At 38.2% G+C, this 11,153-nt stretch carries 8 protein-coding genes and 1 tRNA gene; 8 read left to right on the top strand and 1 reads right to left on the bottom strand.

All coding sequences use genetic code 11. The features are described from left to right. From topA to M0Q46_04605, 4 genes are all read left to right on the top strand, one after another. The coding region (topA, locus tag M0Q46_04620; protein MCK9582881.1) for a type I DNA topoisomerase at positions 1-1,437 on the top strand (1,437 nt) is incomplete at its 5' end. After that, the gene (locus tag M0Q46_04615) at positions 1,424-2,338 is read left to right on the top strand and encodes a tyrosine recombinase XerC (protein ID MCK9582880.1); all 915 of its coding nucleotides are present in this window, start codon (positions 1,424-1,426) and stop codon (positions 2,336-2,338) included. The genes topA and M0Q46_04615, both read left to right, overlap by 14 nt. 13 nt (positions 2,339-2,351) lie before the next feature. Then, a complete protein-coding gene (locus M0Q46_04610) occupies positions 2,352-3,257 on the top strand; it encodes a hypothetical protein (GenBank protein ID MCK9582879.1) in 906 nt (301 codons plus the stop codon). Between the two features lie 88 nt (positions 3,258-3,345). Further along, the gene (locus M0Q46_04605; protein MCK9582878.1) at positions 3,346-3,702 is read left to right on the top strand and encodes a hypothetical protein; all 357 of its coding nucleotides are present in this window, start codon (positions 3,346-3,348) and stop codon (positions 3,700-3,702) included. A gap of 195 nt (positions 3,703-3,897) precedes the next feature. On the opposite strand, the gene M0Q46_04600 is transcribed toward M0Q46_04605, so the two are convergent. Beyond that, positions 3,898-4,314, bottom strand: coding sequence for a MazG family protein (locus tag M0Q46_04600; GenBank protein ID MCK9582877.1), 417 nt, complete (start codon positions 4,312-4,314; stop codon positions 3,898-3,900). 44 nt (positions 4,315-4,358) lie between these two features. Between M0Q46_04600 and M0Q46_04595 the strand changes: the two genes are divergently transcribed. The 4 genes from M0Q46_04595 to M0Q46_04580 all read left to right on the top strand — a co-directional run bounded on the left by M0Q46_04595 (position 4,359) and on the right by M0Q46_04580 (position 11,048). Next, positions 4,359-4,445 (top strand) — tRNA-Leu (locus tag M0Q46_04595). Between the two features lie 57 nt (positions 4,446-4,502). Next, positions 4,503-4,955: an SsrA-binding protein SmpB gene (smpB, locus tag M0Q46_04590; GenBank protein MCK9582876.1), complete on the top strand. Its 453-nt coding sequence runs from the start codon at positions 4,503-4,505 to the stop codon at positions 4,953-4,955. A 144-nt stretch (positions 4,956-5,099) separates the two neighbouring features. Then, on the top strand, positions 5,100-8,234 hold the full coding sequence (locus M0Q46_04585; protein MCK9582875.1) for a UvrD-helicase domain-containing protein: 3,135 nt from the start codon (positions 5,100-5,102) through the stop codon (positions 8,232-8,234). Then, positions 8,235-11,048 carry a PD-(D/E)XK nuclease family protein gene (locus M0Q46_04580; protein ID MCK9582874.1) on the top strand — a complete coding sequence of 938 codons (2,814 nt, stop codon included), beginning with the start codon at positions 8,235-8,237 and terminating at the stop codon, positions 11,046-11,048. Positions 11,049-11,153 lie beyond the last annotated feature (105 nt).

Here is an 11,153-nt window from a genome sequence, read left to right as displayed (position 1 = left end):
GTTTCTCAGGCGGGCAAGAAGGTAGATAAATTATCAATAGAAAACGAATCTCAGGCAACAAAGATACTCAGCTCTTTAAAAGGCGCCGACTATGAGGTTACAAAAATTGACCGCAAAGACCGCCGCAGGTCGCCTTTTGCGCCTTATACAACCTCAACATTGCAGATGGATGCCTCGCGCCGGCTTGGTTTTAGCGCAAAAAAAACAATGATGGTTGCGCAAAAACTTTATGAAGGTATGGGGCTTGGCGGCGAGGATGCCGTAGGTTTAATAACCTATATGAGAACCGACTCATTAAACATAGCCCAAAGCGCGCAAAAAGAGGCGCAGGAATACATAACAAAAAAATTCACAAAAAAAGCCCTGCCGGAAAAACCTCGTATTTATAAAACAAAAGCAAAAGGCGCGCAAGAAGCGCACGAAGCAATTCGCCCAACATTGGTTGCGCGTGAGCCAGAAAAAGTAAAAGGTTACCTTACTGCGGATGAATTAAAACTTTACGATTTAATATGGCGCAGGTTTCTTGCAAGCCAAATGGCCGATGCAATTTTTGACACAATAACCGCCGAAATTACTGCCGGTGTTTATGGCTTTAGGGCAAACGGCAGGGTTTTAAAAGTTGCCGGATTCTTGGATGTTTACGGTTTTACACAAGAAAATGACGAAGCCGCCGATGAAGAAGGCCGCCTGCCGGATTTAGCTTTAAATGAAAAGTTAAACCTTATAAAACTATTGCAAGAACAACACTTTACCGAGCCGCCGCCTCGTTACAATGAAGCGAGCTTAATTAAGGCATTAGAGGAAAAAGGCATAGGCAGGCCATCAACATATGCGCCGACAATTAACACAATTTTAGAGCGCCTCTATGTGCGGCTTGAAACTAAGCGGTTTTACCCGACTGATCTTGGAGTAGTTGTAAATGAAATACTTGTAAAAAATTTCCCGGAAGTGGTAGATGTAAACTTTACCGCGGGCGTTGAAGAAAAATTTGATTTAATAGCTGAAGGAAAGTATAAATGGCGGGAAGTGGTTAAAGAGTTTTATATTCCATTTGAAAAAGACCTTGCTGCCGCTGAGAAAAATTTAGTAAGGCAAAAAGTTGCTCCGGAAAAAACAAATGAGGTTTGTCCAAAATGCGGCCTTCCAATGGTTTTGCGCGACAGCCGCCGTGGCAAGTTTATTGCTTGCAGTGGTTTTCCAAAATGCAAAACAACTTTCTCATTAGATAAAGAAGGCAATAAAGTTATAAGGCCTGAGCCGGAAAAAACAGAGTTTAAGTGTGATAAATGCGGCAGTATAATGTTTAAAAGGGTTAGCAAAAGAGGACCGTTTCTTGCTTGCTCTGCTTTCCCAAAGTGCAGGAATATAAAAAAGGTTCCAGAGCAGGATAGCGATGCTCTAAACGCACCCGATAAAGAAATAAATGCAAAGAGTTGAAAACATTGCTCTTGACGAATACGCGCTCGGCTTTTTGCGCAACTTAAAAGCCGAAAGAAATTTTTCGCGCCATACAACCAGAGCATACGAATCGGATTTGTTGGATTTCTATTCTTTTATAACGCAAAACTACCCCGGCAAAAAAATAATTGAGTGCGGCAGAACCATTTTACGCGATTATTTTTCGTACCTGCAAAAAGCCCCATTAAAAAGGTCTTCAGTTATAAGAAAAATTGCGGCGGTAAGGTCTTTTTATAAATACTTAAACCGCGAAGAGTTAACAACTCAAAACCCGTTTATTTATTTATCAACACCAAAAAAAGAAAAAAGGGTCCCGGTATTTCTTAGCGAGCAGGAAGTTGAAAAGCTATTTGCTTTACCAAAACTTGGCTTGAGAGATAGGGCAATGCTTGAGCTTTTATACTCAAGCGGGCTGAGAATTGAAGAGCTTGTAAGCTTAAATTTGGCCGACTTAGATTTTATGGCTGGTTCTGTGAGGGTTTGGGGCAAAGGCGATAGAGAGCGCATAGTGCCGGTTGGTAACAGCTCTCTTATAGCATTAAAAACTTATCTGCAAAGCCGCGAAAAAGAAGATACAACATTTGACCATACACGCTCACCTGCTTCCGCGATTTTTGTAAATAAATCCGGCAAAAGAATTTCCAGCCGCGGGGCGCGCAAAACATTGCATAAATGGTTTGAGTTGGCTGGTTTTGCAAAAAAAGTTAGCCCGCACACATTACGCCACACATTTGCCACGCACCTTTTAGACCGTGGGTGCGACTTGCGCAGTGTGCAAGAAATGCTTGGGCATAAAAGTTTGGCAACAACGCAAATATATACGCATGTAACTATTGAAAGTTTAAAAAAAGTTTATCAAAAGGCGCACCCGAGAGGGTAGCAATCAATAAATTATGGAAAAATATAAATTAAAATTGCTAATGGAAGAAACCGGCTGCGAACAAGGCGAAGCCGAGCTTGCCTTAGAGCTTGTAAACGGCGACCTTGAAAAGGCCGCAAGCACCATAGGAACACTGCTTAAGCATGTATTGGTTGTTAAAGGCAGGTTTATATTAGAAGAAAAAAACATTTGTGGTCTGGTGTGTTTGTTGTTTAATATGAAAAGCCGCCAAATTTTGCGTTTTGGAGCGGTTTTTTCTTACAATCCATCAGTTTACGAAAACTCAGAACAAATGAACTGGTTTAGTTTTGAAAGAAATATTTTCGCGTGCAGAATTATGGATGGCAGTTTGCCTGAGTACACGCAAAACTTCGAAACTGCTTTAAGGGTTTACATAGAACAGCAGGCCGATGTTTTTTCAAATGGCCAGTTAGATACTGTGCGCAGCACTCTTGAGGCGTTTTTTGGCACTGAGAAAATACACGCGCTAATAGCATTAGAGCAATTAAACATTGCCCAGTTTAAGCATTTAGATGGCGCGCCAAACCAAAATCAGCAAGATGTCTATGAAGATTTTAGTGACCCGGGCAAAATCCGCATAGAAGTTGAAATTGCTTTTGACCAAGGTGGCAAGCCGGTAAAAAACATTGAAGTTGGCGATGTTGTGCTTTCAAAAATTACCGATACAAGAGACATAGCGCATTATTTGGCAAACCTTATCGGCACAAAACGAGGCGGACAGTTATTGCCAATGCCTGTGCAGGTTCAAAAGGTTGAAAATATTGAGGGTGAAATTCAAATAGAGTTAAGTTATGCGCCTGGGGTTATAGGTGTGGTAAAGGTACAAAGTTCGCAGCGCTTAAAAGTTCTTGATATGCAGGCAAGGCCATGGTGGAAAAAGCTGATGCCGTGGAACTGATTCAGAATGCGGGATTAATTTTTTAAAATCCTTCCAATATGTAAGAAAGTAAAGCGATGGAATCACCTAAGGTTCATAGGTAAATAAAATGAACATAAATTATGAAGATGTATTTTTAAAAGTATTTGGATTATTTTTGAGAGTATGTGTTGTTTATGCAATATATAAAGTTTCAAGCGATTTAACTGAAAATTCAAAGAAACCTGCCTGGAGAATATATTTAAATATTCTTTTGGTTTCATTGTTTGCTTCTTGGTTATGTTCGTCAAATCTTGGTAGTTATATAGATACTGAAAATGCAGACCCTCTATTTGGTGGTGGAGACGGTATACAAGAATATGTTCCAACAATCAAAGAAAAATATGAACATGCTTTATTTATATTTACTGTAATGTTTATTACTTCTTTTAAGGGTGTTTATGATGCCTTAAGAAAAAGAAAATAGGAAATGTGGTTAGATATTACGATATTGAACTGGACTTTGCGTTGGTATCTGTATAATACATTAGAGTATTAATAAATACCTATCAGGGAGCAATGAAGAAGAACAAATGGTTTCTGGAAAAAATGAGTATTTTAGTAATAATAGTTTAAGTGTTTGTTACGATTTTACTTGTTTTTACATTTCATAATTCAAAATCTAAATTTTGGTGCTATATTTTTTATTCTTCTCCAATATTTTTATCTCATCCCATTGTTTTAAAATATCTTTTGTAGATTTAATTTTTTTACCGCCAAAAACATGCGGATGTCTGCGCACAAGCTTTTCGCAAATGCTGTACACAACATCTTTTAGCTCAAAGTGCCCGTTTTCTTTTGCTATCTGGCTGTGAAAAACCACCTGCAGCAAAATATCACCCAGCTCTTCTTCTAAATTAACCCAGTCACGCTTGCGCACAGCCAAACGCACCTCTTTTGCTTCTTCAAAAAGGTACTTAACAAGCGAGGAGTGAGTTTGCTTTTTATCCCATGCGCAGCCGCCTTGCCCGCGCAGTTTTTGCATAATATCTGCCAGCTTTTTAAATTCAATTGATAGGTTTTTTGGGTTTTTTGACATAACTTTCTGCCAAATGATATACTATTACCCGCCTAAAAAGCAATGCCGAGGTGGTGGAACTGGCAGACACGCAGGTCTCAGAAGCCTGTGCCTTCAACGGTGTGCGAGTTCAAATCTCGCCCTCGGCACCAACCAATTTACTAACTCAGTTTAAGAACACTAAGGGCAAAACAGGGAAATACCTTCCAATGGATAAAAAAACAGTAGCAACAAACAGAAAAGCGTTTCATAATTACAGCATACTTGAAACTATAGAGGCCGGCATCGCGCTTTTGGGTTATGAGGTAAAAGCATTGCGCGGCGCGCTTGCCAATATATCTGATGGTTATATTGGTTTTGCCAAAGGGGAAGCGTTTTTAGAAAATGTGCATATCAACCCCTATGAAAAAATTTCAACCCATGTTTTAGATTTTAACCCCACTCGCAAAAGAAAACTTTTACTTCATAAAACTGAAATTGGCCGTTTGGAAAGCAAAGCCAAAGAAAAAGGGTTAACTGTTGTGCCTTTAGAAATTTTTTTTAACGAACACGGTTTTGCAAAGGTAAAACTTGGCCTTGGTAAGGGCAAACATGCAGGTGATAAAAGAGAGACACTTCGCCGCAGAGATATGGATCGCGACATGGAAAGGGAACTGAAATGAGTTTTTTTGAAAGAATTCTCAACACATATAAACAGGTATTTAAATTCTTTTAAACTTTAAACAAAAAGCTGTTATTTAAGTAAATACTATTTAGTAGACACTTCTCGTATATACATTCTCCGTAAAAAGGCACAATTTATTTTAATGCAAAAAAACCAAACTAATTTAAGCTCAGAGCGGGCACAAATAATATCCGCATCTGCCGGATCAGGCAAAACATTTGCCATAGCAAAAAGATATGTTCGCCTTGCGCTTGGGCTTGAAAAATCCGGTTTTTATGCCGACCCAAGCTCAATTCTTGCCATAACTTTTACCAACAAAGCCGCTTTAGAAATGAAGCGGCGCATATTGCTGTTCCTTAAAAAAATAGCGTTTGACAGCTTTGAAAACCCAAACGAAAAAGCTGAGCTGTTGCACGGCTCACAACTAACACAAGAACAATTAAAAAATAAAGCGGTGGAAGTGCTTGATGGAATTTTCAAGCGCTATGGCAAGTTTCGTGTGCAAACCATAGACAGTTTTGTAAAAGCCGTTCTGGATGGTTTTGCTTTTGAATTAGGCCTTAGCGCATCTTTTTCGGTAGAGTCAAGCCACAAGGAAGCATTGTCCGAAGCACTTCAAGTTGCGCTTACAAACGCACAAAACGATACAGTATTAAAAAATGAGTTTATTGAGTTTGCCGATAGATATAGAATGCAAAATGATACTGTTGTTTGGTTGTTTTCAGATAAGTTGTTGAGTACTGTTTCACAACTTTACAATGAAAGCGCGTCTTGCGGCTTTGATTTTGCCAAACCATTTGCACTTAGCACGCAAGACATAAAAGCAAAAAGAGAAAGTTTTATAAAGTTAAATGCTCAGCTTTTAGAAAAACTCCCGAAAGGCACGCATAAGGGCTTTATAAAGGCGATAAATAAAACTAACGAAACAGGTATTTATTTCAGTGTTGAGGGCTTGGGTGCATACTATAAAAAAGAAAAAATAGAAATTACAAAAAACAATGAAAGCAATGAGGAAGCAGAGTATATATTTGCCAAAGTTAAAGAAGAGCTTGCAAGCATTGCGCTTGCAGAGGCGGGTAGTTACTACAATTCGTATTTAGATGTTTATAATGCTGTTTTATCCGAGGTTGGACGCATAGCAAAGCACAAAGACCAGCTTTTCCTAATTGAGTTAAATGGCCGTATGCAGGAACTTGCGCAATATAAAGGCGTTAACCCATCTGAAATATACTTACATCTCGCCGCGCGCTATTCCCACTTATTATTAGATGAATTTCAAGACACAAACCCGCTTCAGTGGAGAAACCTAACCCCTTTAATTGAAGAAGCGCTTTCTTGCGAAAATGGGTCGGTGTGGATAGTTGGCGATGTAAAGCAGGCAATTTACGGTTTTCGTGGCGGTGATAGTAAAATATTTGCTTCCGCCTACACACAGCTTGAAAAGTACAATCCTCAGAAAAGTTCGCTATTAAATAACTATCGCAGTGCTAAAGAGATAGTTGAGTTTAACAATGCTGTGTTTTCAAAAGAAAACCTTTGCGCGTTTATTGAAATCATTAAAATTAATTCTGACGATAATGTACTTGTGGAAAACATAAATAGTGTAAAAGATGCGTTGCTTTCAAACTTTGAACGAGTTACGCAAAATGCAATGAGCAGCTCGTCTGGTTTTGTTTCGGTGCAATATTATGGCGACAAGAAAGAGAAAACTAAGCAGGAGTGGGGAGATTATTTAAAAGAAAAATTTTTAAAAACAATTGTTGAGCTTAAAAGCAGATATGCTTACAGCTCTATTGCGGTGCTTGTAAATGACAATAAAGACGCAGCGCAGTTCACGCAATGGCTTTTAGAAAAAAACATTCCAGTAAAGTCGGACGCCACAACAAATATACTGCAAAACTGTCTAATTTGCCAAAGCATTGCATTTATGACATTTCTTAATTCGCCCATAGATAATCTGGCATTTGCCACATTTATTGAAGGTGAGGTTTTTACCAAAGCATCCAAAATTTCACAAGAAGAAATACGCAATTTTATTTTTAATTGGCATAAAACAAATAGGCAGGATTATCTCTATAGAGCTTTTGAAAAACATTACAAAACCGCATGGGATAGTTTAATTGCCCCGCTTTTTTCAAGTGCCGGGTTTATGCCGCTTTATGAGTATTTCTCTACATTTATTGAAAAGTTTGCGATATTTAAAAACTTCCCAGGCAATGAAGTGTTCTTTGTCTGGCTTTTAAACATCATAAAAGAGGGTGAAGAAAAGCTTGGTGAGTACGCAACATTTAATGAGTACCTTTTAACGCTTGACCCAAAAAAACTCTGCATTCCATCTGCCGATGTAGATGCTGTGCAGGTTTTAAGCATTCACAAGGCAAAAGGCCTTGAGTTTGACGCGGTTGTTTTACCAGCGTTTGCATTTGATTTTGGTGCCCACAGGGATGAGGTGGAAACAGTTGAATATAATGGAAAGCTTTCACTTATAAAAGCCGGCTTAAAAGAAGCGGGATATTCAAAAGAACTTAAAAATTTGTATATGGATATAAAAAAGCCCAAAATAATAGATGCTTTTAATGTTGCTTATGTGGCTTTAACCAGAGCCAAAAAAGAGTTGTTCGTTTTCGTTCCTGCCAACAGCCGAAACTCAAACAACCTTGCGCGCTTTTTATTAAATGAAACAAAACAGGGCAATATTGAAAATAGTTTGATAATGCCCGAGCTTGCAAGCTCAAATAAAATGCCGCAGCCCGATTGCCGCGACTGGCTTGAGTTTTTGCGAAGCGAGTTTCCAGCAAGTGAGGAAATAAAAGGCCGCGTTGCTATAAAAAACGGGAAGTTGTATCACCTGGTGCTTTCAAAAATTGGCAATTTGTCAGCTCTTAGTGAGGTGGAAATTTCTAAAATCGCAAGCAGTGCCGCCGCGTTTGCTTTAAATTCAATTTTTACAAATAAAAATCTTGAAAGTTTCAATACTGAAATTTATAAATTTATCAGCTCAAAAGAATTAAAAGATGTTTTCTTTAATGAACAAGCCGAAGTATCTTGCGAAAGAGAAATACAAGACGCAAATGGTTTTACGCTAAGAATGGACCGCCTTGTAGTTGGCGAAAATGTTTTAGTTGTAGATTTCAAAAGCTCAAAAGATAACATTGTGGAACATATCTCACAGGTGCAAAATTACATAGATACCATTTGTCCTGTTTTTGCACCAAAAAAAGTAAAAGGCGCAATTGTTTATATTGATACGCAAGAAGTGATTTGGGTAAAAGAATAAATGGGAAACATAATAAATATAAACCTATCTGAAGATTTAATAGCAAGCGCCTGCGAGCAGGTGTTAGAGGCAGCGCGCTCGCAATACGACATGTCAAATTGCGCGGTTGTTTTTGGCGGCAAAAGGCCGGCGTTGTTTGCCAGGCAATATCTTTTTGAAAAAATTTCCCAACCGTTTTTGCCGCCAAAGTTTTATTCTATGGATGAGCTTATGTGGCAGAGTGCCGCACAGGCAACAAATTGCGCAGGTATCAGCTCAATTGATGCCGCCTATGCGATTTTTGAAAGCGCAAAAGAATGCGCACCGGATTTATTGCACCAAAGAGAGAGTTTTAAAAATTTTCTGCCTTGGGCAAACGAAATATTCAATTTTATTGAAGAGTTAGAAATTGAAATGGTGCCGCAAGAGTTATTATCAAAACTTTCCGACACCTCTGATATTGGGTTTGATGGGTCGCTAAAAGTAAATAAGCTATTAACGCACATAGCAGCATTAAAGCAAATTTACCAAAACAAATTTAAGCAAGAAAATAAATTTACAAGAGCTATGGCTTACAGTTTTTGCGCAGAGTCACTAAAAATAGATGCCTTTAAGCATTTTGATAAAATAATTTTTTGCGGTTTATTTTACCTTCATAAAAGTGAGAAAGTTTTTATAAAAAAGCTTTATGATACTGGCAAAGTTGTGTTAATTTTTCAGGGTTCAGCTTTGCAGTGGGAGGCATTGGGTGAGAACGCGAAATATTTTGCCTGCAAAATAGAGCCGCAAAGCAGTCATAAAATTGCCGAACCAAAACTTATTTGCGCGACAGATTTATATTCACAGGCAATACTTGCAAAAGATGTTTTGCACTCAAATGGCGCGCCTTGTTGCAAAAGCGCGCTTATATTGCCCGATTCTAATTCTTTAATGCCGGTTCTTTCAGAAGTTGCGCCAAGCGTAAAAAAGTTAAATGTTTCCTGTGGTTACCCTTTGCGCAGAACACCATTTTACTCTCTTGCACAAAATATTACGGAGTTGTTGTGCAGTATTAAAGATGGGGAGTGCCGTGCAAAGTTGTATGTTAATGCCATAAGCCACCCGCTTATAAAAAGCTTTAATATAAACTCGGGTGCACTTACAAGAATAGCGGTTCATAAAATTGAAGAGGTTCTAAGCGGAAAGCCAATATCTCCAAACTCTGGTAAGCTTTTCATAGACCCGCAAGTTTTTCAAAGCGATCGCGTTGTGTTAAATGAAATTGCAAACACATACGCTGCTATGGGTTTTAATATAAATTTGGGAATAATCACCGGCTTAATTGAATTTATAAACAAAGTGGTTTTTTATAACTGGAAAAGCGCGCAAACACTTTATGATTTATGTTGCGCCTATGAAACGCTTATAAAAGAACTCTCCGAAAAGAGCAGGTTCTTGTCGTACCCGCAAAATGTAAAGGCGGGGAAAATTGTTTTTGATTATATTGATGAGCTAAAAATGTCTTCTTGCGCGAAAGTTATAATGCCTCAAGAAGAGCTTTGCGCAATGTTTTTAGATTTACTTGGTGGTAAGACGGTTTCATTTAAGGGTACTCCATTAAATGGGTTACAAGTTTTAGGTTTTTTGGAATCGCGTTCAATTAACTTTGAGAATGTTGTTTTGATAGATGTTAACGAAGCGGTTTTGCCAAATGTTAGCTCCGTAGAGCCGCTGATACCCGCTCAGGTGAGAGCATCGCTTAAGCTAAAAAGCAAAGAAAACGAAGAAGAAATACAACGATACCATTTTACACGATTGCTTGCAGGAGCAAAAAATTCCACGCTTATTTATATTGAAGACGGCACCAAAGAGCGCAGCAGGTTTATTGAACAACTGCTTTGGGCAAAAGAAAGGTCTAAGGGTGCCTTAATTGCTGAGAGTGTCAAAAGAGCAACATTTTCTACAAAAATATTTACCGGTAAAAGTGCAATAGCAAAAACAAAAGAGGTCTGTGAGTTTTTAGAAAACAGGGTGTATTCGGCAAGTTCGCTAAATACATATCTTCAATGTCCGGTAAGGTTTTACTTTCAATATGTCCTTGGGCTTAAAGAAAAAGAAGAGGTGGGTGAAGAACTTGATAGTAGCGAACTTGGCACCGCAGTGCATGGCTTTCTGCAAGAATCTTTTAAGAAATTTATTGGCTTAAAGCCCAACATAGATGCAAATTTTCGCCATGAATTCTTTGATAATTTTGACAATTATTTTAAAAATAATTTAGAAGGCAAAGTTGGGCCTGAAGCGTTTTTGCTGCATCATGTGCTAAGCGGCAAGCTTGAAGAGTTTTTAGATACAGAAAGCAATCGCCAAGTGGATTGTATTATTGACCTTGAGAAAACAGTTAACTTTAACCTTGAGTTAGATAAAAAAAGTTTTGCTTTCACGGCAATAATAGACAGAATTGACCAGCTTTCGGACGGTTCATATTTAATTTTAGATTATAAAACAGGAGCTCTCCCAAAGGCTCTTGCTATAGGCAGTGAGGAATTCCCTGCTGTGCCATCAAGAAGCGAGTTACAAAAATATGTTAAGTCGTTTCAACTGCCCATGTATATTTTTGCAGTTTTAAAAGATTACCAGGTAAAAGAGATAGATGCGGCTTTGTGGGGCCTTAAACAAAATAAAATAGTGCAATTGTTCAAAAAAGAAGACAATGAAACAAAAGAAATAACAATGTCTGATTATAAACGGGCATTAAAAATAATTCTTGAAGAGATTGTAAACCCGAAAATACCGTTTGAACCGGACGATTTGGTTTTGCGAACATGCGCAAATTGCCCGTACAACGCAATGTGTTAAAGACATCTTGAATACTTCAAGATGTCTTGATTACGCAGATTAAAGAGTGATTACACAGATAAAACAAACTTAAAAGATAAATAGGTTGTTGTTTTAAAATTCCCA

This window comes from Endomicrobiales bacterium (genome assembly GCA_023228045.1).
Lineage (GTDB): Bacteria > Elusimicrobiota > Endomicrobiia > Endomicrobiales > JALOBY01 > JALOBY01.
The sequence above is the reverse complement of the archived record's forward strand: the minus strand, read 5'-3'. Positions and strand labels throughout refer to the sequence as shown.